This is a genomic window from Streptomyces sp. NPDC088194, assembly GCF_040702025.1.
Taxonomy (GTDB): domain Bacteria; phylum Actinomycetota; class Actinomycetes; order Streptomycetales; family Streptomycetaceae; genus Actinacidiphila.
This window is the reverse complement of record NZ_JBFBIV010000117.1, coordinates 1-21,540: the sequence shown is the minus strand read 5'-3', so window position 1 is coordinate 21,540 and position 21,540 is coordinate 1. Positions and strand designations below refer to the sequence as shown.

The following is a 21,540-nucleotide window of genomic DNA, read 5'->3' as shown; positions in this document are numbered from 1 at the left end:
GCTTCCCGGCCCCGGACGGCTTCCCGGCCCCGGATTACTCCCCGGTCAGACTCCCTGGCCGGCCGAGTGCGCTGAGCCCGGCCGGGGCGTCCGCCGCGCCGGCCGCCGACAGCACCGTCGGCGTCGACCTGTCCGCCCAGGGCGCCGCCCCCAACGGCGCCGGCGCCGGCTTCCTCTACGGGCTCAGCCAGGACGGCTCGGGCCCCGCAGACAACCTGCTGCAACCGCTGAAGCCGACGCTCTTCCGCGGCGGCGGCGCACGGATCGACGGCGGTGGCTGGCTCGGTGACGGCTACCGGGCCGGCAGCGGCTACCAGGTCAGGCTGGACTCCGCCCTCGACCAGGCCCGCCGGGTCACCGCCGCCCCCTACCACGCCACGTACCATCTGCTCGTCTCCGACGTGTGGGGCGCCGACACCACCCAGCCGGCCTCCACCGTCTACCCCTGCGACAACGGCGACTGCTCCAACTGGGTCTCGTTCATCGACACGTTGGTCACGGGCGTGCAGGCGTCCGGGGTGAACGTGTCGTACGACATCTGGAACGAGCCGGACGGCACCGGGTTCTGGCAGCGCGGCGTCAACAGCGCGCAGTACTACCAGATGTGGGACACCGCGGTCCGCGAGATCCGCCGGCTCCAGCCGTCGGCGCAGATCGTCGGGCCGTCCTACAGCGGCTACAACCACGGCTGGCTGGACGACTTCCTCGGCCGTACCAAGGCGGACGGCACCCTTCCCGACGTGGTGAACTGGCACTTCGGCGACGACCCCGCCGCGGACGCGGCCGACGCCCGCGCGCTGCTGGCCGCGCACGGCGTCAGCGGGCTGCCGCTGACCATCAACGAGTACCTGTTCTCGCAGCAGCAGAACTCCGGCTACACCGCGTGGTTCCTCGACCGGCTCGCCGCCTCCGGGGTCAGCGCGGCAGCCCACGCGATCTGGACCGACTGCTGCGGTGCCGGCACCCTCGACTCGGTGCTGTCCGGCGGGCAGCCCACCGGACAGTGGTGGGTCTACCAGGCGTACGCCCAGCTCAGCGGGAAGCTGCTGAGTACCACCGGCAGCGGCGGCGTCGCGGTCGCGGCGAGCGCGGACGCGGGCGCGCAGCGGGCGTTCGCGCTGATCGGCAACAACTCCGGTCAGGGCGGCAGCACCACCGTGGACTTCACGAACCTGTCCGCGACGCCGTACCTGGTCGACAACGGCGCCGTGCACGTGACGGTGCGGCGCATCCCGGACCAGACCGCGCTGAGCGCGCCCGCCACGGTCTTCGACGGCGACGTCACCCCGGACGGCGGCACGCTGCACGTGCCGGTCACGCTGCTCGCCGGCACCGACGCCTACACCGTCACCCTCACCCCGGGCAACGGCTCCACCGGGCCGGTCACCGGCACCGTGACCGTGGACGGCAACGACACGGCGGCCGGCGACGTCGACCGCTTCGGGTACGGGCCGAACTGGGGTGTCACCAACGGCGTCGCCGACATGTACGACTCCACCGCCAACTGGACCTACACCGCGGGCGCTTCGGCGACGCTGTACTTCACCGGCAGCAAGGTCGCGCTGCACGCGGTGCGCGATGTGGACCAGGGCCAGATGTCCCTGGCGGTGGACGGCGGCACCCCGGCGAGCGTCGACGACTACGCGCCGAGCCGCGACGCGTCGGGTGTGGTGTGGACCAGCCCGCAACTCGCCTCCGGCGCGCACACGTTGACGATCACCAACACCGGTGGCCGCAACCCGGCGTCCAGCGGGACCAACATCGCGGTGGACAGCGCCGACATCAGCACGCCGTAGGGCGGGCGCCCAGATCCGGCGGGTGTCCAGATCCGGCGGACGTGTGACGGCGTACCGCGCGGATACGGCGGCCGCGGCCCGGACGGGGGGAAGTGCCGGGTCGCGGCCGCCGTGCCGCGTGGAGGGGGCCACGCGGCCTGTCGCGGTCGGTTCGGGGGATGGTGCGCGGGGCGGTGCTCACTGCTGGACGAGCAGTCCCGCGCGCAGCTTCGCCACGATGCGGCTGAGCAGCCGGGAGACGTGCATCTGCGAGTACCCCAGCACCTCGCCGATCTGGGACTGGGTCATCTCCTCGACGAAGCGCATCCGCAGGAGGGTGCGGTCGCGGTCGGAGAGCCGGGCGATCAGCGGGGCCAGGCTGCCGAGGTCCTCCACGAGCTCCATCGACGGGTCGCACTCGCCGATGGTGTCGGCCAGGGTGCGGCCCTCGCCGTCGGGGCCGGCGTCGGTGTCCGACCACGGCACGTCGAGCGACCCGGCGGTGTAGCCGTTGGCGGCGACCAGGCCGTCCAGCACCTCGGACTCGCCGATGTCGAGGTAGCCGGCCAGCTCGGCCACGGTCGGGTCGCGGTCGAGCAGCAGCGACAGGTGGTCCTTCGCCTTGCTCAGCTCGACCCTCAACTCCTGGAGCCGGCGCGGCACGTGCACCGCCCACGAGGTGTCGCGGAAGAACCGCTTCATCTCGCCGACGATGTACGGGATCGCGAAGGTGGTGAACTCCGTCTCGCGGGACAGGTCGAACCGGTCGATCGCCTTGATCAGCCCGATCGTGCCGACCTGGATGATCTCCTCGCGGTCGGTGGCCGGGCGGTTGCGGTAGCGGCCGGCCACGAAGTACACCAGCGCGAGGTTCATCTCGATCAGGGTGTTGCGCGCGTAGCTGTAGGCGGGGGTGCCCTCCTCCAACTCCTGGAGGCGGTCGAAGAAGAGCTTCGACAGCACCCGTGCGTCCTCCGGCGCGACCCGGGTCGCGTGCTCGATCCACGGGAGGCCGCCGGGCGCCTGCCGCTGCGGCTCGCCGGCCTGCCGGACGCAGGTCGCGGTCCCGTTCGTGCTGCTCGACTGCTGCGTGTTCGCGGTCACGTCATCGCCTCGCACTCCAAGGACGGTCAACCGCGCGCCTGCCCGCCGACCGCCGCCGTATTCCTCCTTTTTCCGGGGCGGTTCACCCGACGAGGCCGGCCGGGCCGCGGGTGCGGTCCGGCCGCGCCGTTCACAGGTACTTCGGCAGCCACTCCAGGCGGAGGGCCTCCTGGTGGGCACCGCCGCCCTCATGGCCGTTGAAGTCGTAGACCTCGATGGTCTTGTCGTGGTGCCCGTAGGCGTTGAACGCCGCGAACACCGTGGAGGGCGGGCAGGTCATGTCCTGCAGCGCGGTCGAGAACAGCGCGGGCGCCCGGCCGCGGGCGGCGAAGTGCACGTTGTCGAAGTAGGCGAGGGTGGCGAACACCCGCTCGCGCTCCGGGCGGTGGGTGGACAGGTAGACGGCGATCTCGCGGTACGGCGGCGCGTCGGTGATCCGCGCCGCGCGCGGCAGGTCGCACAGGAACGGCACGTCGGGCGCGGCCGCGACGAGGTCGGGCACGAGGCCGGCGACCGCGATCGTGATCGCGCCGCCCTGGCTGACCCCCGTCACCACCGTGCGGGAGGCGTCGGCCAGCGGGTGGGTGCGGGCCGCCTCCACCGCGCGTACGCCGTCGGTGATCACCCGCCGGTAGTAGAAGTCGTCGCGGTCGGTGATGCCCCGGGTGAGGAAGCCGGGCGTGGCCGATCCCGAGCCCACCGGGTCCGGGGTGTCGCCCGTGGACCAACTGCCGCCCTGCCCGCGGGTGTCCATCAGGAAGTGCGCGTATCCCGCCGACGCCCACGTCAGACGCTCGTGCGGCAGGCCGCGCCCGCCGCCGTATCCGATGAACTCCACGACCAGCGGCAGCGGTTCGCTCGTCCCGGCCGGCACGGTGAACCAGCCCTTGATCCGGTGGCCGCCGAAGCCGGAGAACTCCACGTCGTAGGTCTCGACGGTCCGCAGCGCGGTCGCGACCGGCTCGAAGCGCGCGTCGAGGTCATGGGTGCGGGCCTGCGCCAGCGTGTCCGCCCAGAACCGGTCGAAGTCCGGCGGCTCGACCGCGTCGCTGCGATACGTCCTGAGCTGTTCCATCGGCAGGTCGAACTGGGCCATCGGTACGTTCCCCTCCGCGGCTGGGCACCACACGTCCCGGATACGGTACTTGGCAGGGCCGGCCGTGTCCGCCCCGGGTCGTCGCACGTCAGAGGGTGCGGGCGGACCGCGCGGGCGGGCGCGTGGAGGGGCGGCCGAGGCGGTCGCGGATGCCGTGGCGGCGGCTCCGGTGGCCGCGGGGGCCGCGGGGGCCGTGAAACGGGCCGTACCCCCGGCGAGCGGGGGTACGGCAGGTGATGAGCGGGGTCATGCCTTGGGACCGCGCTCAGGGGCGGGCCGGCCTTGGCCGGGGTCGGTGGTGCAGCCGCCCTTGCGGCAGTTCACGTCGGGGCAGGACATCTCGGATCACCTCTTTTCTGCCAGGTCGTCGGGCACACAGTCCAGGAGCAGCTTGTCCACCCGCCGGCCGCGCCACAGCGCAGCGCTGCGCAGCCGTCCGGCGGTGTGGAAGCCGGCCTTCAGGTAGGCGTTGACCGCGGTGGTGTGCGGGGCCAGCACCTCCAACCACACCGCGCTCAGCGACGCGATGGAGAACGCCCAGTCGAGAGTGAGTGCGGTGGCTTCGGTCGCGTAGCCCCGGCCGCGGTGCTCCGGGGCGATCACGAGGGTGAGTTCGGCGGTGTTGACCGCCTGGTCGACACTGAGCGCGGTGGTGCCGACCGGCACCGCGCCCTCGGTGGTGACCACCTCGAACAGCTGGTAGTGCCTCGAGGTGTGACTGCTCAGGAATCGGGCCTGGAACACCTCCCAGGACACCGGCCAGCGGGCACCGAAGCCGACGACCGTCGCCGGGTCGGTCTCCCACCGGTGGTAGTCCTGCATCATCTCTTCCCTCGCCAATGCCAGTGCCAACCGCTCTCCGGCGCGCAGTGGCAGAGGTGCGAGGGAGTGGGGGGTGGTCATCACGTGTCGTCTCTCCCATACGTGTGCCCGGAACCGGGGGGTGGCAGCCGTCCATAAAGCGTCATTCCGCAGCCGGTCCGCCGGGGCGGGATCTGCCGTATTGCCGCGGGCGCACCGGGGTTGTGCTTGCCTGTGGGCACGTCCCAGTGGACCCACGAATACGCCGGCGCCCCATTCGTCAGTAAACGGCCGTTACGGTGATTGCGGGCGGTCATGGGTGGCAAACGGGTGGCAACCAGGGGCAAGAGGTGACAACGGGCCGACTGTGGCCGAATACGGGTCAACCGAAACGCACCCGCACCGCGTCCGTGCGCCGGTTCACGTGCGGGCGCTCCCGCGGTCCTTCGCCGAACTGCGCGGGCGCCCCCGGAACCCGACCCGTCCACCGGGATAGCTCCGCCCGTTACCGGGGAAGGCAAGGAGCACGGTTGCCAACGGTCGGAGGTCCCCATGAAGGTCGCACTGCTGACCCGGGAGTATCCCCCGGACGTCTACGGCGGCGCGGGCGTCCACGTCGAGTTCCTGGCCCGCGAACTGCGCGCCCTGCTCGACCTCGAAGTGCACTGCTGGGGCGAGGGAAGCGCCGCCGGAGTGGTCCGCCACCGCGCGCCCACCACCCTCGACGGCGCCAACGACGCGCTGCGCACCTTCGCCGTCGACCTGCAGATGTCCGCCGCCCTCCAGGGCCGCGACCTGGTGCACTCCCACACCTGGTACGCCAACCTCGCCGGCCACCTCGGCAAGCTCCTGTACGGCATCCCGCACGTGCTGACCGCGCACTCGCTGGAGCCGCTGCGCCCCTGGAAGGCCGAGCAACTCGGCGGCGGCTACGCCCTGTCGAGCTGGGCCGAGCGCACCGCGATGGAGTCAGCCGACGCCGTGGTGGCCGTCTCCGACGGCATGCGCGGCGACATCCTCGCCTGCTACCCGGCGCTCGACCCCGACCGGGTGCACGTGGTGCGCAACGGTATCGACACCACCACCTACCGGGCCGACCCGCGCACCGACGCCCTCACCCGGGTCGGCATCGACCCCGACCGCCCCTACGTGCTGTTCGTCGGCCGGATCACCCGGCAGAAGGGCGTGCCGCACCTGCTGCGCGCCGCCCGCGCGATCGACCCCGCCGCGCAGCTCGTGCTGTGCGCGGGCGCCCCCGACACCCCCGCCCTGGACCGGGAGTTCAGGTCGCTGTTCGACGAACTCAGCTCGGTGCGCGACGGCGTGCACTGGATACCGGCGATGCTGCCGCGCCCCGCCGTGGTGCAACTGCTCACCCATGCCGCGGTGTTCGTCTGCCCCTCGGTGTACGAGCCGCTGGGCATCGTCAACCTGGAGGCGATGGCGTGCGGCACCGCGGTGGTCGCCTCCGCGGTCGGCGGCATCCCCGAGGTCGTCGACGACGGCGAGACCGGACTGCTGGTGCCCTACCGGGAAGGCCACGCCGAGGAGTTCGAGGCCGGGCTGGCCCGGGCCCTGGACCGGGTGCTCGGCGACCCCGCGGCCGCGGCCCGGATGGGCGAGGCGGGACGGCAGCGCGCGGTCCGCGAGTTCGGCTGGGACACCGTCGCCCGCCGCACCGCCGACCTGTACGAGGCGGTGGTCAAGGCCGGCGCGGCGCCGTAACGCGTGCCGCGACGCAGCGGACGAGGACGCGGCGCGCGAGGAGCGGTCGTACGGAGGCACGGCGTACGGGCGAACGGTCGTACGGCGAACGCTCGTACGGAGAGCAGGCGTACGCGGACGTACGCGGACACGGCGTACGGGGACACGGCGTACGGAATCGACTCATCACGACGAACAAAGGGGGCGCCGATGCGCGGTGGTGGACCTTCGGTCCTTGGCATAGTGCTGGCCGGCGGCGCGGGGAAGCGGCTGATGCCGCTCACCGCCGACCGGGCGAAACCGGCTGTGACGTTCGGCGGGACGTACCGCCTGGTCGACTTCGTGCTGTCCAACCTGGTCAACGGCGGCATCCTGCGGATCTGCGTGCTGACCCAGTACAAGTCGCACAGCCTGGACCGCCACGTCACGACCACCTGGCGGATGTCCAGCCTGCTGGGCAACTACGTGACGCCGGTGCCCGCCCAGCAGCGGCTCGGCCCGCGCTGGTACCTCGGCAGCGCCGACGCGATCCTCCAGTCGCTCAACCTCATCCATGACGAACAGCCCGACTACGTCGCGGTGTTCGGCGCCGACCACGTCTACCGGATGGACCCGCGGCAGATGCTGGACCAGCACGCCGAGCACGGCGCGGGCGTCACCGTCGCCGGGATCAAGGTGCCCAGGGCCGAGGCGTCCGGGTTCGGTGTGATCACCCCCGGCGCCGACGGGGTGCAGGTGGAGCGCTTCCTGGAGAAGCCGGCCGACCCGCCCGGCCTGCCCGGCGACCCCGGTCATGTCTTCGCCTCGATGGGCAACTACGTCTTCACCACCAAGGCGCTGCTGGAGGCGCTGCGCGAGGACGCGGAGGACCCGCAGTCCGTGCACGACATGGGCGGCAGCATCCTGCCCCGGCTCACCTCCCAAGGCGCCGCGCAGGTCTACGACTTCAACACCAACCACGTCCCCGGCGAGACCGTCCGCGACCACGGCTACTGGCGGGACGTCGGCACCCTGGACGCGTACTACGAGGCGCACATGGACCTCATCTCCGACCGGCCCGCCTTCAGCCTGTACAACCGCGACTGGCCGATCCACACCAACCCCGGGTCGCTGCCGCCCGCGAAGATCGGCGCCGGCGGCATCGTGGGGGAGTCCGTGATCAGCCCGGGCTGCGTGGTCCGCGGGCAGGTCACCCGCTCCGTGCTGTCACCGGGCGTCATCGTGGACTCCGGCGCCGTCGTCCAGGGCTCGGTGCTGCACCACAACGTGCGGGTCGGCCGCGGCGCCATCGTCCGCGGCGCCGTGCTCGACAAGAACGTGGACGTCCCGCCCGGCGCCACCATCGGCGTCAACCCCGAGCGTGACCGAGAGCTGTACACCGTCTCCGACGCGGGAGTGATCGCGCTGGGCAAGGGCAGCCAGGTGGGCTGACCGCAGGCCGCTCGCCCGCTGCCGCAGCCCGCTCGCCCGCTGCGGCAGCGAGCTCACCCGCTGCCGCAGCCAGCTCACCCGCTGCGGCAGCCAGCTCACCCGCTGCCGCCGACGGGAGCCGGTTCAGCCGGTCCGCGGGCCGGCGCCGTCCGCGTCGGAGCGGGGGACGCCGGGTCCGCCGGGCGCGCCGGAGCCGCCGGGGCCGCGGCCGGTGTCCCGGCGGCTGACGTCCACCGCGTGGCGGACGCGGCGGCGGACGTCGGCGACGGCGGGCGAGCCGGTGAAGGCGGCGGTCACCTCCAGCAGCCAGGCGGTCTCCGCCGCCACCGTCCCCGGCACCGGGGGCGGCGCGGGTGCCGCGGGCGCCTGCCGCGGGGCGCCGGCCGCGTCGCACCGCCGTCCGGCCCGCTTGTTCTCCAGCGCCGCCGCGATGGTGGCCGCTTCGAGCACCGCGTGCCGGTCGCGGTCGCGGTCCCCGGCTTCGGCCTCGGCCGTCCACCGGGCGACGTCGGAGTCGAAGTACGGGCGCAGCGCCAGATGGCCGTCGTGGATCTCGATCACCCGCCGGTAGAGGGCGAACTCGGCACGTGGCAGGCCAGGACGGCGGTCGGTCACCGACGGGTCGAGGGCGATCTGCGGCAGTTCGCGGTGCAGGGCCGACCACAGCGGTTCCAGCGCCCGGTAGCGGTGGTAGGCGCGCAGCCACCGCACGGGGGCACCGAGGGCGTCGCCCCACAGCGTGGCGGTGGCGCCGCCGGTGGCGAGCAGCGCGGTGATCGCGCCCAGGGCGGAGGACACCATGTCCTCGCCGATGTCCTGGTGGCCGACGCTCAGATCGGAGATCACGTCGTCCAGCGTCCACGCGGTCCAGGCGGCACCGAACGCGGCGGCGAGCATCATCAGCCGCAGCCCCGTCCGCAGCAGCCCCGGGGCGGTGCGCTCGACGTGGTCGGCCAGTTCCCTCGCCAGGACCAGCAGGCACCAGGCGCCGTAGGCGGCGAAGAGCGCGCTGTACGACGCCAGGGCCCACCGGTGGCCGGGGGAGACCGACAGCTGCTCGCTCGTGGTGGCGGGGCAGGCCGCGAGGAAGAGGGCCACGGACGCCGCCAGGGTCGCGCCGGCGGTCCAGACCTGGCGGCGCACCGCACGCCGTCCGGCTGTCGGGGACCTGAGGGAGTAGGCCACCAGCACGAGGAAGGCGAAGGCGGCCAGTTTCAGGTCGTGGGTGATCAGCCCGACCAGCGTGTCGAGGGTCGGATCGCGCGCCAACCGGTCGGTGACGGAAGGGGCGTTGAAGACCAGCGCCAGGCCCATGCACAGTGCGAAGCCGGAGACGTGGCGCTGCGCGGAGTCCGCCCGCGCGCCGCGGGTGATCGCCAGCCGGTGGGCGCCGAAGACCAGGAAGAACGCGGCCCCGAGGAACGACAGGAGGTCAGCCATCGGCGCGGCCCGGCGCCGGGGCCTCCGGTGTGCCGAACAGCCGGTCCAGCCGGGCCCGTTGGGGGTGGGGCGGCGGCGCCGGACGGGTGCTGCCGGCCGCCTGGGCGGTGCGGGTCAGGATCAGGGAGGCGACCAACTCGGCCTCCTGTTCCTGCGGTTCGGTGTACACGGTGCGGCCGAGCACCCGCTGGACCAGGGACGCCGATAAGTGCGGCAGCAGGACCTGGGCGGCGGCCGACGCGGCGGCCGCGGTCTCGTGGTGGCCGCAGATCAGGTGGGCCGCCTCGTGCAGCAGGATGTGCTGCTGGTGCAGGGCGGTGGTGTCGGCCGCGTACACGATGCAGTCGGCGCGGTCGGTGGTGACCAGCAGGCCGCACGGGGTGTCCCGCGCGGAGGAGACCGGCACCAGCTCGATCGGACGGCCGCGGGTGCCGGCGAGCATCCCGACGAAGACGGTCGCGTCGAACGGGGTGGGCAGTTCGAGCGCGTCCACCGTCCGCTGGCAGCGCTGCCACATGGCCCGACTTCCGTCACTTCTGGTACGTCTCACACGCTGTCCCTTTGTCCGCCGGCCGGAACCGCGAGATCTCACGGAGGAGTTCGAGCACGCTCAGAGTTCGCGACTCGGTGAACCGCGCTCCCTGCGGGCGAGCACGTCGATCATGTCGCTGATCGTGGCCGCGTCTTCGGGGGAGAGGTTGACCGCGCGCAGCGCCATGCTGCGCACGCCGGCGTCGCGCAGCGCGCCGAGCAGCTCCAGCTCCTTGGTGATGGCGGCGCCCTGGTCGTCGTCGAAGAAGTATCCGACGGGGACGTCGAAGAACTGTGCCAGGGCTTCCAGATGGCGCTTGGTGGGATTGTCACGGCGCCCGGTGCGCAACTGCCACAGGTACGTCGCGGAGAAGCTCTCCCCGGTGGCCTCACGGCAGGCGCGGGCGACTTCCTCGTGGCTGTACGGCTCGCGGGTGGGGCGCCGGATGACCTGGAAGAGCGCGTCGATCTTGCCGGCGAGCGTGGAGCCGGACCCAGAGCCCGAGCCGGAGCCGGAGTCAGCGGACGCGGCGGCGGAACCGCTCGTGGAACCCGTCGCCGAACTGCCCCTGGAATCGGCCGCGGTGGGAGCGTTCTCGCCCATCATCCGCCTCCCCCACGTCGTGCCGGCCAGGCTGGGGTGCCCCCGCACCCGGGTTCATCCTAGCTGGTGCGCCCACGATCCCGGAATGGCCGGCAGGCGTGTGCCGGCCCGTCGGCGGCGGTGCATCCGCTCCCGGCGCCGCCGCCGACTGCCTTACGTGACAAGGGAGTCGCTGTCCGTCCACCTGCCCGCGGCGGCCCGCTCAGACCGGCGCGGGCGCCGGCTCCGGCGTGCTCTCGGTGCGCCGCGCGGCGCGCAGCGCGGACGGCAGGCTCAGCGCGATGCCGGCCAGGGCGATCAGCCCCATGGTCCACAGCGCCCCGCGCACCCCGATCCAGTCGCCGAGCACACCGCACCCCAGCGCGCCGACCAGGCCGGCCGCCGCCAGGCACACCTGGAGCGCGGCCATCGCCCGGCCGAGCGTCTCCTCCGACATGTCGGAGACCAGTACGGAGCTGACGGCCACGTTGGCGATCGCGCCGAAGAAGATCGGCAGTCCGATGCCCATCGCCGCGCAGAACGCGGCCAGCGGAAGCGGCCCGGCGGCCAGCGGCAGCAGCAGGCTGCAGACCATGCCGGCGGTGAAGGCGCCCAGCATCACCCGGCGGGCGTTGCGGCCCGGCGTCAGCACCCGTCCGGCGACGGCGGAGCCGGCCAGGCCCATCAGCCCCGAGAGCGCGAAGAGGGAGCCGTAGGCGGCGGTCGGCAGGTGGATCACCCGTAGCAGGAACGGTCCGGTGAGGGTGGTGACGCCGGCCAGCGTCGCGGCCGGCACGATGATGAACACGCCCAGCGCGCGGTGGAAGGCGTCCCCGGTGAAGACCCGCATGCCGGCCATGGCGCCGCGCAGCATGGTCAGCACGGAGGGCGCGGGGCCGCGCGGCACGAGATCGGGGGCGCGCATGGTCAGCAGGGCGGCGGCGCTGAGCGCGTAGCTCGCCACGTCGACCGACAGGGCGGCGGCCGCGCCGAGCACCGCGATTGCGGGTCCGGCCAGCAGGCGGCCGACGAGCGCGGCGCCGTACTGTCCGGCCTGGAGTCTGGCGCGGGCGCCGCCGATGCCGTCGGGGCCGACGAGCTGGCGCAGGTGCAGGAAGTACACGGCCGTGGAGAGGGTGGACGCGCCGCCCATGACGGCGCAGAGCACGCCCAGCCAGAGCAGCGAGACGGCGCCGGCGGCCAGCCCCAGGGCGACCACGCCGACGGCCACCGCGCAGATCAGGTCGAGCAGGATCAGCGCGCGGCGCGGGTGGACGAGGCGGTCGGCGAGCGCGCCCGCGGGGAAGCCGAAGAGCAGGATCGGGGCGGTGGCGGCGGCGCTGATCAGGCCGATGGCCCCCGCGGACGCGTTGAGGTGCACCACGGCCACGACCGGCAGCGCGATCGCGGTGAAGACCGAGCCGAACGCGGAGGCGGTCTGGCCGCACCAGTAGAGGTTGACGTCGCGGTCGACGGCCCAACCCGCGCCGCCCGCCTTCGTGCCGTTCGTCGTCGCGCTGCCCGTCTCCGTGCCGCCTGTGTCCGTACCGGCGGCGTCCACGCCGTCCGTTGCCTCGCCCGCCGGCCCGGCGGCTGTCTCACGGCTCATCGGTGCACCTCACCGGGTCACGACGGGACGGGCGTACGCGCCGGCCAGCGCGTCCACGGTGAACAGCGGATCGGGCGCGGGGTCCAGGAGCTGGGTCAGGAAGAGCAGCACGCCCGCCGAGCCGCTCCACAGGTCGGCGCTGAACCGCATGAGCTGGTCGCCGAGGAAGCGGACGCCGGTCTCGTGCGGCACGGCGAACTTGAACAGCCCGCGCGCGCCGCGGATCGCGTCGGCCCTGGCCGCTTCGTCGCCCGTCGCCTCCGCGTACTCGGCGAGGCCGAAACCGAGGCCGGACAGCCCCTGGTACAGGCCGGGCATCACGGTGTACGTGGTGCGCATCGGGACCAGCAGCAGCGGCAGCGCCCGCGCGAGCCGCTCGTCGTCCACCACCCGCGCGTAGCGGACGGCGGTGTGCGCGACCGACGCGGAGCCGCAGTAGAGGTACGGCAGGCTGCGCTGGTCGGTGGCGGAGACCGGGAAGGCCAGGCCGGGCGCCTCGGGGTCGGTGGCGCGGTCGAGTTCGGCGTGCAGCAGCCGCACGCCGCGGCTCAGCCCGTCGGCCGACCCGGTGACGGCGGCGAGCTGCTGGAGCATCAGGGCGATGCCGGTCCGGCCGTGCATGACGCCGGTGGGGTCGTCGGGGCCGAGGCGCTCGGTGAGGTCGGCGTCGGACGGCAGCGCCGCCGCCAGCTCCATGGCCCGCTCGACGTGCGACGCGTCGCGGGTGCGGCCGTACATCGCCAGGTGGGCGAGGGCGACGCCGGAGGTGCCGCCGAAGAGCGTCGCCGACGACCCCGAGGTGATGATCGGGTGCTGGTCCGCGACGGCGAGCAGGTCCCGCGCCTCGTCCAGCATGCCGTGGTCGGCGAGCACCCAGGCGATGCCCGCGGCGCCGGCGAACAGCCCCGGGGCCAGGCGCTCGACGCCGCCGAACGCGTCGTCGCGCAGCCGCTCCAGCGCCCCTTGCGGCAGTGCGCGGCCGGCCCGGGTCAGGGCGTGCAGGACGCCCGCGGAACCGTAGGCGAGGCACTGGGTGTTGCTGTGGTAGCCGTCGGCGATGGTGGGGAACACCCGGTCGGGGTGGGTCGGGTCGGCCATGGCGATCAGCGCGTCCGCGGTACGGTCCCGCAGCTCGGCGAGGTGCCGCAGCGGGTCGGCGGCCACCTCCTCGGGCGACGGGAGGGGCGTGACGCCCGCCACCGCGGCGCGCGGCTGGTGGAACCTGACGGCCTTGCGCCACAGCGGTTCCGGCACCGGCGCCCGCTCCAGCAGGTCGGCGCGCAGGTGGGCGAGGGTGTCGGGGTTGCGCTGCGCCACCTGGTGGTAGGGCCCGACGAGCAGCAGGGCGAGGCCGGCCAGCCCGTACTCGTCGTGGATCAGCCGGTCGTCGCCGACGAGGTCGGCGGGGACCGCGTAGCCGGGGGTGCCCATCACCAGGATCTCGTCGGCGTCCGCGCGCTGGGCGGCCTCGAAGTCGACCAGCCGGACGCCGTCGTCGTCGTCGACCATCACGTTGCCGGGGCTGACGTCGACGAAGAGGTAGCCGGCCGCGTGCAGTTGCTCCAGCGCGCTCTCGATCCGCGCGAGCACCTTCTCGCAGCGGGCGTAGTAGTCGCCGTACTCGTGGGGTTCGCGGCCGACGCCGAGCATGGCGTGGTGGGAGACCATCCAGCGCTGGAGCGTCTCGCCCTCGATGAACTCGGTGACGAGGAAGTCGTGTTCCCACTCGCGGAAGTAGGCCAGCGGTTGCGGGGCCAGGCCGGGCGCCGTCTCGTGCAGCGCGGTCAACGTCTCCCACTCGGCGCGCAGTTGGTCGGGCGCGGTGGTGTCGCCGTGGGCGATGCCGGTGTGCGCGCGGGCCTCCTTGATGAACACCTGGCGGCCGGTGGCCTGTTCCAGGCCGCGGTAGGCGCCGCCGGAGTTGGTGAACTGCAGGGCCTCCTCGAAGACGTACCCGTGGAAGCTCACCGAACCCGCCTTGCGGGCCGACCCCGTCTTGCGTGCTGGCCCCGTCTTGCGTGCTGGCCCCGTCTTGCCGGCCGGCTTCGCGCCGGCGGGGCGGCGCTCGGCGAAGGGGTCGGTGATGTCGGGCGGGAGGTGGAAGGACACGCCGCGGCGGTCCTCCCGGAGTTCGCCGTCGCCGCCGCGGACCAGCAGGGTGTGCGTGCCGTCGGCGTTGACCCGCTCGCGCGGCAGGAAGGCGCCGTAGCGGTAGTGGACGGTGCGCGAGTCCCGGTAGCGCCGGTCGGTGAGGATGAACGGGCCTTCCTCGTCGGCGAGTTCGGTGCGCAGCCGCTCCATGAGGGCGCGGGCGGCGGGGACGCTGGTGGGATACGCGGCGATGAACTTGCCGCTCTGCTGGCGGGCGGCCTGCTTCTGGTGCGTCCACCAGTAGAAGAGTTGGCCGGCCAGGTGCTTGAAGGCGATGTCCTGCGCGAAGCAGACGGCGGCGACGGTGTCGAGGACGTGCTGCTGGCGGCCGGGTCGCGCGGACACGTGCACCTTCCAGCCGTCCTCGACACCGCGCAACTGCCTTCCCCGGTGCCACATCGTCCAGATGCCGGACTCGGTCTCGGTCCAGCCGTCCGGTACCCGCTCGGGACGGTAGATCTCCCCGCGGTCGCGGGTGGTCTCCAGCGGTGCGTAGAAGTCTCGGTCCGCGACGACGAACGGGAACGGGATCATGGGCCTCTCCGGTACGGATCGACGGATCGACGGGGCGGATCGACGGGGTGGCGGGCCGGCTCCGCGCCGGCGGGGCGACGCCGGACGGGCGTCAGGCGGGCGTCAGCGTCAGCAGCAGACGATGACGCTGGTCGCGCTGAGCGAGGTGGGGACCGGGGCGGTCACGGACGTCTTGACGTCCATCCCCTGGAGGTCGAGCGGTCCCGCGAGGTGCGCCTCCACCTCGAACTCGCCGCCGTCGGCGGCTGGTTCGGGCGCGCCCTGCCCGTCGTCGGGCGCTGCGGAACTGGGCACCGCGGAACTGGGCTCTGCGGCATCGGCCATGGTCAACTCCTGTCGGTTCCGGGCCTCCGGACGGCCCGGGCGGGCCGCACCGGCACAACGCGTGTGTGGGTGGCGCGCCGCGAGGGCGCGCCACCCACATCGTCCGGTCAGGCGCAGGCAGCCAGGCTGACCGTGCTGCCGGGGGCCACCACCGGCGAGTTCACACCCATCTCCTGGAGGTCCAGCGGGGCCTCGGAGTGCGCCTCGACCTCGTTGTCGGTCTCGGTCTCGGCGGCGTTGTCCTCGTTGGTCGGGTCGACGGCGTCAGCCATGATCGTCTCCTCGTCTCGGCGGATGTGAAGCGTTGCTGGGAACGTCTCAGAAGGTAGGACCGGCGAATTCGGAACCGGTCTATCGGCGGTATGCGGTCGGTATCGCCGCAGTTCGGCGGGGGTTGGCGGCAACAGCCGCGAACGAAGGGGACGTTGCCCTGTTCACCTGGGCGACATCGTCTGATATAAGTCATTCGGCTGACGTCATTCATCTCAGCTCACGATCCGCTGTCCGGATCAGCCGGTGGGAAAGGTGAAACCAGAAATGGCCGAACCAGCGCGAACGGCGCACGACAGCCTGCGGCTCACCGTCCTCGGCCCACTGTCCGTCGGCACGGCCGGCGGCCCGCTCCCGCTCGGTCCGCTCAAGCAGCGGTTGCTGCTGGCGATGCTGCTGTGCCGCCCCAACACCCCGGTGTCGCTGGACCTGTTGACCGACACCCTGTGGGACGGCAGGCCGCCGCGCACCGCGCGCAAGAACATCCAGGTGTACATCTCCGCGCTGCGCAAGCTGCTGGACCGGGTCGGGGCCGGCGAGCGGCTCGCCCATCACGCGGGCGGCTATCTGTTACGGGTGCGCGACGACGAGTTGGACGCCCTGCGCTTCCAGCGGCTGGCCAGGTCCGCCCGCGAGGCCACCGCGCAGGGCGCGTTGGGACCGGCGTCCCGGATGCTGCGCGAGGCGCTCGGCCTGTGGCAGGAACTCCCGCTGCGCGAGCTGCGCTTCTCGCCCGCCGTCAGATCCGAGGCGGAACGCCTGGACAGCCGCCACCTCCAGGTCTACGAGGACTGGGCCGAGGTCGAGCTGCGGCTCGGCCGCGCCACCGAAGTCGCCGAGACCGTGGGGGACCTGGTCGAACGCCACCCCGAGCGCGAACGGCTCCGCGCGGTGCAGATGACCGCGCTGTTCGACCAGGGCCGGCAGACGGAGGCGCTCGCCGCGTACGCCGGACTGCGCCAACTGCTCGCCGTCGAGTACGGACTTCAGCCCAGCGCCGCGCTGGAGACGCTCTACCGGTCGATCCTCGGCGGCGGCCCGCACGAGCCCGGCGGCCCCTTCGCCGCCTCCGGCCCGCGGACCGCGCCGCGCCGCGCGGGCGGCGCGCTGGGCACCCTCCTCCCGCAGGACCTGGCGGACTTCACCGGCCGCGACCGGCATCTGCGGTCGCTGCGCGGCCTGTTGGACGGTGAGCGGCGTCTCACCGTCCTCACCGGTCCGGTCGGCACCGGCAAGACCGCGCTCGCGGTGCACACCGCGCACGGTCTGGCGGCGGAGTTCCCCGACGGCCGGGTGCTGCTGCGGATGCGCGACGCGACCGGCCATCCGCGCCCGGCCGCCTCGCTGGTGAGCGAACTGGCCCGGATGGCCGACCTGCCCGAACTGCGGGACGAGAGCGACGCCGACGAGGTCGCCGCCGCGTGGCGGGCCTGGCTGGCACCTCGCCGGGTCCTGCTGGTGCTGGACGACGCGGCCGGCGAGGCGTCCGTGCGGCCGCTCGTCCCCGACACCGGTGCCAGCGCCGTACTGGTCACGGCACGCGCCCAGTTGGCGGGACTGGTGGCGGCGAACCGGCTGGAGCTGGCCGCCTTCGACCAGGCCGAGAGCCTCGAACTGCTGGGCCGGATCGTCGGGCACGAGCGGCTGCGGTCGTGTCCGGAGGCGGCCGAACGGATCGTGGCCGCGACCGGGATGCTGCCGCTCGCGGTCAGGGTGAGCGGCCTGAAACTCGCGGTGCGGCGGTACCTGCCGCTGTGCGAGTACGCCGAGCGGCTGGCCGACAGCAGGGCCGTCCTGGACGAACTGGTCGCGGGCGACGCCGAGGTGCGCCCGCGGCTGGCGAGCGGATGGCGGGAGCTCGCCGCGGCGGACCAGGCCACGCTCTGCCTGCTGGCGGAGCTGCCCGAGGGGCCCTTCACGCTCCGCCAGGCCGCCGAGGCGCTGACCTGCGACCAGGACGACGCCCTGCACAAGCTGGAGTCGCTGATGGACGCGGGCGCGCTGCCGGCGCCGGACTGCGAGGTCACCGCGCACGCGGCGCTGTACGAACTCCCGCGGTTGGCGAAAGTCTACGCGCGTGAACAATCCCTTCGGCAGGCGCTGCACGTGCGACCGCTGCCCCGCGCCACCGCCTGAGGCCCGGGCGGCGGCCCGGCGGCGGCCCGGCGGAGGTGATCCGGAGGTGGGGGCCCGGAAGCGTGGTCCGGAGGCGCCGATCCGGAGGCGGGGGCCCACAAGGGTCGTCCGGAGGCGCCAATCCGGATCGGCGGCCCGGAAGCGGCGGCTCGGAATCGGCGGTCCGGAGGCGCCGATCCGGGGGCGGGGCCCGCAAGGGTCGTCCGGAGGCGCCAATCCGGAATCGGCGGCCCGGGAGCGGTGCCCCGGAAGCGCCGATCCGGAATCGGTACCCCGGGAGCCGCGCCCGGAAACGGCGCTCGCAACCGGTGGCCGCCGCCCGGTCGCCCACGGCTCCGAGCTGCGGACATACCGTTTCCATACCGTTTCCTACCTTGCCTCGAACCGCCCCCGCCGACACTTCGGGAGGACGATGAGGGAGCGTGTGATGGAACTCGCCGAACTGATGACACTGCGTCCGCTGCCGGGCGCGGGACTGCTTCTGACCGTCACCGGCCGTTGCCCCCTGCACTGCGCGCACTGCTCCACCTCCGCCACCATGGCCTCGGGCGAGCCGGACGCCGGCCAACTCCGTTCCTTCGTCGGCACCTTCACCCCCGAGCAGCATCCCTCGGTGCTGATGATGACCGGCGGAGAGCCGTTGCTGCGGCCCGAGTTGGTCGCGTCGCTCGCCAAGTCCGCGCGTACGGCGGGCACCAGGACCGCGCTGCTCACCGGTGCCTTCTTCGCCGGCCGCGCGGACCGCCCCGGGCAGGCCGCGGCCGTGCCGGAGCGGATCTGGCGGGCCGTCACCTCCGTCGACCACTTCTCGGTGAGCCTCGACGCCTTCCACGAGCGCGAGACCGGCCGCGCCCCCGTGTTCGCCCTCGTCCGGCGGGTGCTGGACGCCGGCATTGCCACCAGCTTCCACCTGGTCGGCGCCGGCACCGACGACCCGTACCTCGCCGACGTCACCGCGGACATCCGCCGCACCTTCGGCGACCGCGTCCCGATGCTCGTCAACTCGCTGCGCCGGGTGGGGCGCGCGGCCTCCTGGGCCACCGCCGACACCGCGCTGCCCGATCCGGAGCGGGCGCTGCCCTGCTCGATGGCCGCCTGGCCGGTGGTCGCGGCCGACAGCACGGTCGTCGCCTGCTGCAACCAGGACGTCGTCGACCGCAGACCCGCCCCCGCCCACCTGACGCTCGGCCACATCGGCACGGACGGCTGGCCGGCGATCCGGACCCGGGTGCTCGGCTCGCCGGTGCTGCGGATGATCAGGACCGTCGGCCCGGCCAACCTCCAGCACCGGTACGGCGCCGCGGGGGCGGCCGGCGCGCGCCGCGGCTACTGCGAGGGCTGCCGCGCGTTCGGCGACGACCCCGCCGTGCTGGCCGCCGCGACCGCGGCCGGCGGCGGCCCGGCGGGCGCGCTGCTGGACCGGTACGCCGCCCGTGGCCAGGCCGAGGCGGGCGCGGTCGCGCTGGTGCGGCGGCACGGCTGCGCGCCCTACGCCGACCTGGTCGCGCTGCCCGGAGCGGAGCGATGAGCGCCGGTGCCGCGGTGTCCGCGAGCACGGCGCTGCGGGCCCGGCTGCGGCTGACCGCGCCCGCGGTGCGGTCCGCCACCGCGGCCATGTGGCGCTCACCCGGACTCGGCCCGCGCTACGGCGGCTACCTGGCGGCGATGCACGGCGTGATCCGCGCGTCGGTGCCGCTGATGGAACGGGCGGTGCTGCGCTGCGCCGAAGTCGGTCCCGCGGAAAGGGTGTTCGGCCCGGCCGACCCGGTGTGCGGGCCGCTCGCGGAGTACCTGCGGGGGCACATCGAGGAGGAACGCGGCCACGACGACTGGCTGCTGGCCGACATCGCCGCGCTGGGCGGGGACCCCGCGGCGGTCCTGGACCGGCAGCCGCCGCCCGTCGTCGCCCGGCTGGCCGGCGCGCAGCACTACTGGATCGAGTACCACCATCCCGTCGCGCTGCTCGGCTACATCGCCGTACTGGAGGGCAACGCGCCCGCGCCCTGGCTGGCGGACCGGATCGCCGCCGCCGGGGTGCCCGAGGCGGCGCTGCGCACCGTACGCGGCCACGCCGAGCTGGACACCGGGCACACGGCGGCGCTCTTCGCCCTGCTCGACGAGCTGCCGTTGGACCCGTCCCTGGTGAACGCGGTCGTGATGAGCGCGCTGCACACCGTGGACGGGCTCGTCGAGCTGTTCGCGCACATCGGCCGGGCAGCGGAGCCGGATCACTCCAGGGAGAGGACGCACACGTCATGAGCGACGGGGCGGCGCAGGACCGGAACGGCAACGGCAATGGCAACGGCAGTGGCAGTGGCGGCGGGACCGGGCGGGGCGGGGACGGCGGCCACCCGGCCGGCGACACCCTCGACGTGCTGGAGTCGCACGGCTTCGGCGTCTCCGAACTCACCGAGGAGCAGCGGGACGTGCTGCGCGCGCTGAGTACCGAGGAACTGTCGATGATGCTCGACATCAAGGCGCGGCTGGACGAGGTGGGCCCCGAGGTGCAGGCCCACAGCGAGATCGCCGGAGGCGCGCTCTTCTGAGCCGCTCCACGACCAGCGGGAAGGGACCCGACCATGCGCTGCGCTGCGTGCGATGCCGAGCTTCCGTCCGAGGCGCGTTTCTGCCCGTCCTGCGGCACCCCGGCCGCCGTGCGGGCCCCGGGAGTACCGCAGGAGGAGCGCAAGGTCGTGACCGTGGTCTTCTGCGACCTGGTCGGATCGACGGCGCTGTCCGGCGTGCTCGATCCGGAGACGCTGCGCACCGTGGTGCTGCGCTACTTCGAGCGGATGCGGGAGTGCCTGGAGGAGTTCGGCGGGACGGTCGAGAAGTTCATCGGCGACGCCGTGATGGCCGTCTTCGGCGTCCCGGTGACCCACGAGGACGACGCGGCACGGGCGCTGGCCGCCGGGCTGGCCATGCTGGACGCCGTACAGCGGCTCAACGACACCGAGTTGGGGCCGTCGCTCGGCATCAGGATCGGCGTCCGGATCGGCATCAACACCGGCCCCGTGGTGACGGCGTCGGACGTCTCGTCCCGGCAGGCGCTGGTGTCGGGGGAGACGGTCAACGTCGCGGCGCGGCTGGAGCAGAACGCCGCCGAGGGCGAGGTGCTGATCGGCCCGGAGAGCCGCCGGGCCGCGGGGGCGAGCGCCCTGACCGAACGCGTCGGCCCGCTGCGGTTGAAGGGCAAGGAGGACGCGGTCACCGCGTACCGGCTCGTCGCCGTGGTCGAGGAGGAGCCGGAGGTCACCCGCCGCTTCGACGTGCCCTTCGTCGGCCGGACCCGCGAACTTGCGGTGCTGCGGCAGGCGTTGGCCACCGTCGCGGCCCGGGACGGCCGAGGCCCGAACCTGGTGACGGTGTTCGGCGAGGCCGGCATGGGCAAGACCCGGCTGATCCACGAGTGGCGCAAGCGGTCCGGCCGCGCCTTCAACTACGGCTCGGGGCGCTGCCGTCCGTACGGCGAGCGCGGCAGCCTGGCTCCGCTGGCCGACGCCGTACGCCAACTCCTCGACGAGTTCCCGGACCTGTGGCCGGCGCGGGCCGAGGACGCCGAGCCGGTACGGGAGTTCGGCGGCGCCCGGTGCGCCGCGGCCGGAGCAGCCTCCTCCGATCCGGACACCGCGGAACGCGACGAGGTCGGCGCCGCGCTGGCCGTGCTGTCGGCCGGGCTGCTCGAGGACGGCACGCCGAACCCGTCGACGGACGACACCTGCGCGGCCCTGACCGGCCTGCTGGGCGTGCTCGCGCGCAGCCGCCCGGTCGTGCTGGTGCTGGACGACCTGCACTGGGCGAGCGATCCGCTGCTGGCGGTGGTCACCACGCTGTGCACCGAACTCGCCTCCTCCGGCGTGCTGTTCGTCTGCGCGGCGCGCCCCGACCTGGCCGACCGCCGCACCGGATGGGGCGGCGGCGGGGCGCGGTCGCTGACCCTGCCGGGCCTGACCACGGCGGAGGCCGAGGCGGTGGCCGCCGCGCTGACCGAGGTCGGCGCGCTGGGCCTGGCGCCCGGGACGGCCGTCGGGGAGACCGTGACGGTGACGTT

General features: G+C 73.7%; 18 protein-coding genes. 8 read left to right on the top strand and 10 right to left on the bottom strand.

Features of this window, described 5'->3' with window-relative positions:
- Positions 1-1,796: hypothetical protein (locus AB0399_RS36210; RefSeq protein WP_366414189.1), on the top strand; the 1,796-nt coding region annotated here is incomplete at its 5' end.
- Between the two features lie 177 nt (positions 1,797-1,973).
- Here the strand turns inward: AB0399_RS36210 and AB0399_RS36205 are convergent.
- From AB0399_RS36205 to AB0399_RS36195, 3 genes are all read right to left on the bottom strand, one after another.
- Positions 1,974-2,879: a SigB/SigF/SigG family RNA polymerase sigma factor gene (locus AB0399_RS36205; protein ID WP_366414188.1), complete on the bottom strand. Its 906-nt coding sequence runs from the start codon at positions 2,877-2,879 to the stop codon at positions 1,974-1,976.
- Positions 2,880-3,009: 130 nt separating this feature from the next.
- Positions 3,010-3,975 carry an acetylxylan esterase gene (locus tag AB0399_RS36200; RefSeq protein ID WP_366414187.1) on the bottom strand — a complete coding sequence of 322 codons (966 nt, stop codon included), beginning with the start codon at positions 3,973-3,975 and terminating at the stop codon, positions 3,010-3,012.
- A 345-nt stretch (positions 3,976-4,320) separates the two neighbouring features.
- The gene (locus AB0399_RS36195; protein WP_328461189.1) at positions 4,321-4,878 is read right to left on the bottom strand and encodes a GNAT family protein; all 558 of its coding nucleotides are present in this window, start codon (positions 4,876-4,878) and stop codon (positions 4,321-4,323) included.
- A 450-nt stretch (positions 4,879-5,328) separates the two neighbouring features.
- Between AB0399_RS36195 and glgA the strand changes: the two genes are divergently transcribed.
- Both glgA and glgC read left to right on the top strand, forming a co-directional pair.
- Positions 5,329-6,501 (top strand): glycogen synthase, encoded by a 1,173-nt coding sequence (gene glgA / locus AB0399_RS36190; protein ID WP_329371896.1) that lies wholly within the window; start codon positions 5,329-5,331, stop codon positions 6,499-6,501.
- A gap of 189 nt (positions 6,502-6,690) precedes the next feature.
- Entirely contained in the window at positions 6,691-7,911 is a 1,221-nt protein-coding gene (glgC, locus tag AB0399_RS36185; protein ID WP_366414186.1) for a glucose-1-phosphate adenylyltransferase, read from the top strand.
- 123 nt (positions 7,912-8,034) lie between these two features.
- On the opposite strand, the gene AB0399_RS36180 is transcribed toward glgC, so the two are convergent.
- The 7 genes from AB0399_RS36180 to AB0399_RS36150 form a co-directional block, all read right to left on the bottom strand.
- On the bottom strand, positions 8,035-9,351 hold the full coding sequence (locus AB0399_RS36180; protein ID WP_366414185.1) for an MAB_1171c family putative transporter: 1,317 nt from the start codon (positions 9,349-9,351) through the stop codon (positions 8,035-8,037).
- Positions 9,344-9,868: a ParH-like protein gene (locus tag AB0399_RS36175; protein WP_366414184.1), complete on the bottom strand. Its 525-nt coding sequence runs from the start codon at positions 9,866-9,868 to the stop codon at positions 9,344-9,346. The genes AB0399_RS36180 and AB0399_RS36175 overlap by 8 nt, the downstream gene beginning before the upstream one ends.
- 93 nt (positions 9,869-9,961) lie before the next feature.
- On the bottom strand, positions 9,962-10,486 hold the full coding sequence (locus AB0399_RS36170; RefSeq protein ID WP_366414183.1) for an XRE family transcriptional regulator: 525 nt from the start codon (positions 10,484-10,486) through the stop codon (positions 9,962-9,964).
- A gap of 202 nt (positions 10,487-10,688) precedes the next feature.
- Positions 10,689-12,074: an MFS transporter gene (locus AB0399_RS36165; protein ID WP_366414182.1), complete on the bottom strand. Its 1,386-nt coding sequence runs from the start codon at positions 12,072-12,074 to the stop codon at positions 10,689-10,691.
- Positions 12,075-12,083: 9 nt separating this feature from the next.
- On the bottom strand, positions 12,084-14,759 hold the full coding sequence (gene lanKC / locus AB0399_RS36160; protein ID WP_366414181.1) for a class III lanthionine synthetase LanKC: 2,676 nt from the start codon (positions 14,757-14,759) through the stop codon (positions 12,084-12,086).
- A 108-nt stretch (positions 14,760-14,867) separates the two neighbouring features.
- Positions 14,868-15,083 carry a hypothetical protein gene (locus AB0399_RS36155; protein WP_329371909.1) on the bottom strand — a complete coding sequence of 72 codons (216 nt, stop codon included), beginning with the start codon at positions 15,081-15,083 and terminating at the stop codon, positions 14,868-14,870.
- A gap of 107 nt (positions 15,084-15,190) precedes the next feature.
- Positions 15,191-15,355, bottom strand: a complete 165-nt coding sequence (locus tag AB0399_RS36150) for a hypothetical protein (protein WP_328461171.1) — start codon at positions 15,353-15,355, stop codon at positions 15,191-15,193.
- A 265-nt stretch (positions 15,356-15,620) separates the two neighbouring features.
- Here AB0399_RS36150 and AB0399_RS36145 point away from each other — a divergent pair, with 265 nt between their 5' ends.
- The 5 genes from AB0399_RS36145 to AB0399_RS36125 all read left to right on the top strand — a co-directional run.
- Positions 15,621-17,489, top strand: a complete 1,869-nt coding sequence (locus AB0399_RS36145) for a BTAD domain-containing putative transcriptional regulator (RefSeq protein ID WP_366414180.1) — start codon at positions 15,621-15,623, stop codon at positions 17,487-17,489.
- A gap of 412 nt (positions 17,490-17,901) precedes the next feature.
- Positions 17,902-19,017, top strand: a complete 1,116-nt coding sequence (locus AB0399_RS36140) for a radical SAM protein (protein WP_366414179.1) — start codon at positions 17,902-17,904, stop codon at positions 19,015-19,017.
- A complete protein-coding gene (locus AB0399_RS36135) occupies positions 19,014-19,748 on the top strand; it encodes an iron-containing redox enzyme family protein (protein WP_366414178.1) in 735 nt (244 codons plus the stop codon). The genes AB0399_RS36140 and AB0399_RS36135 overlap by 4 nt, the downstream gene beginning before the upstream one ends.
- 113 nt (positions 19,749-19,861) lie before the next feature.
- Positions 19,862-20,035 (top strand): aroma-sacti cluster domain-containing protein, encoded by a 174-nt coding sequence (locus AB0399_RS36130; protein WP_366414190.1) that lies wholly within the window; start codon positions 19,862-19,864, stop codon positions 20,033-20,035.
- A 33-nt stretch (positions 20,036-20,068) separates the two neighbouring features.
- On the top strand, positions 20,069-21,540 hold a 1,472-nt coding region (locus tag AB0399_RS36125), incomplete at its 3' end, for an adenylate/guanylate cyclase domain-containing protein (protein ID WP_366414177.1).

What these genes read in the sequence shown, in the direction of transcription:
- AB0399_RS36175 (WP_366414184.1), bottom strand. Translation starts at nt 9,868, where the DNA reads ATGTGGCAGCGCTGCCAGCGGACGGTGGACGCGCTCGAACTGCCCACC.
- AB0399_RS36150 (WP_328461171.1), bottom strand. Translation starts at nt 15,355, where the DNA reads ATGGCTGACGCCGTCGACCCGACCAACGAGGACAACGCCGCCGAGACC.
- lanKC (WP_366414181.1), bottom strand. Translation starts at nt 14,759, where the DNA reads ATGATCCCGTTCCCGTTCGTCGTCGCGGACCGAGACTTCTACGCACCG.
- AB0399_RS36155 (WP_329371909.1), bottom strand. Translation starts at nt 15,083, where the DNA reads ATGGCCGATGCCGCAGAGCCCAGTTCCGCGGTGCCCAGTTCCGCAGCG.
- glgC (WP_366414186.1), top strand. Translation starts at nt 6,691, where the DNA reads ATGCGCGGTGGTGGACCTTCGGTCCTTGGCATAGTGCTGGCCGGCGGC.
- AB0399_RS36170 (WP_366414183.1), bottom strand. Translation starts at nt 10,486, where the DNA reads ATGGGCGAGAACGCTCCCACCGCGGCCGATTCCAGGGGCAGTTCGGCG.
- AB0399_RS36200 (WP_366414187.1), bottom strand. Translation starts at nt 3,975, where the DNA reads ATGGCCCAGTTCGACCTGCCGATGGAACAGCTCAGGACGTATCGCAGC.
- AB0399_RS36135 (WP_366414178.1), top strand. Translation starts at nt 19,014, where the DNA reads ATGAGCGCCGGTGCCGCGGTGTCCGCGAGCACGGCGCTGCGGGCCCGG.
- AB0399_RS36145 (WP_366414180.1), top strand. Translation starts at nt 15,621, where the DNA reads ATGGCCGAACCAGCGCGAACGGCGCACGACAGCCTGCGGCTCACCGTC.
- AB0399_RS36140 (WP_366414179.1), top strand. Translation starts at nt 17,902, where the DNA reads ATGAGGGAGCGTGTGATGGAACTCGCCGAACTGATGACACTGCGTCCG.
- glgA (WP_329371896.1), top strand. Translation starts at nt 5,329, where the DNA reads ATGAAGGTCGCACTGCTGACCCGGGAGTATCCCCCGGACGTCTACGGC.
- AB0399_RS36195 (WP_328461189.1), bottom strand. Translation starts at nt 4,878, where the DNA reads ATGACCACCCCCCACTCCCTCGCACCTCTGCCACTGCGCGCCGGAGAG.
- AB0399_RS36165 (WP_366414182.1), bottom strand. Translation starts at nt 12,074, where the DNA reads ATGAGCCGTGAGACAGCCGCCGGGCCGGCGGGCGAGGCAACGGACGGC.
- AB0399_RS36180 (WP_366414185.1), bottom strand. Translation starts at nt 9,351, where the DNA reads ATGGCTGACCTCCTGTCGTTCCTCGGGGCCGCGTTCTTCCTGGTCTTC.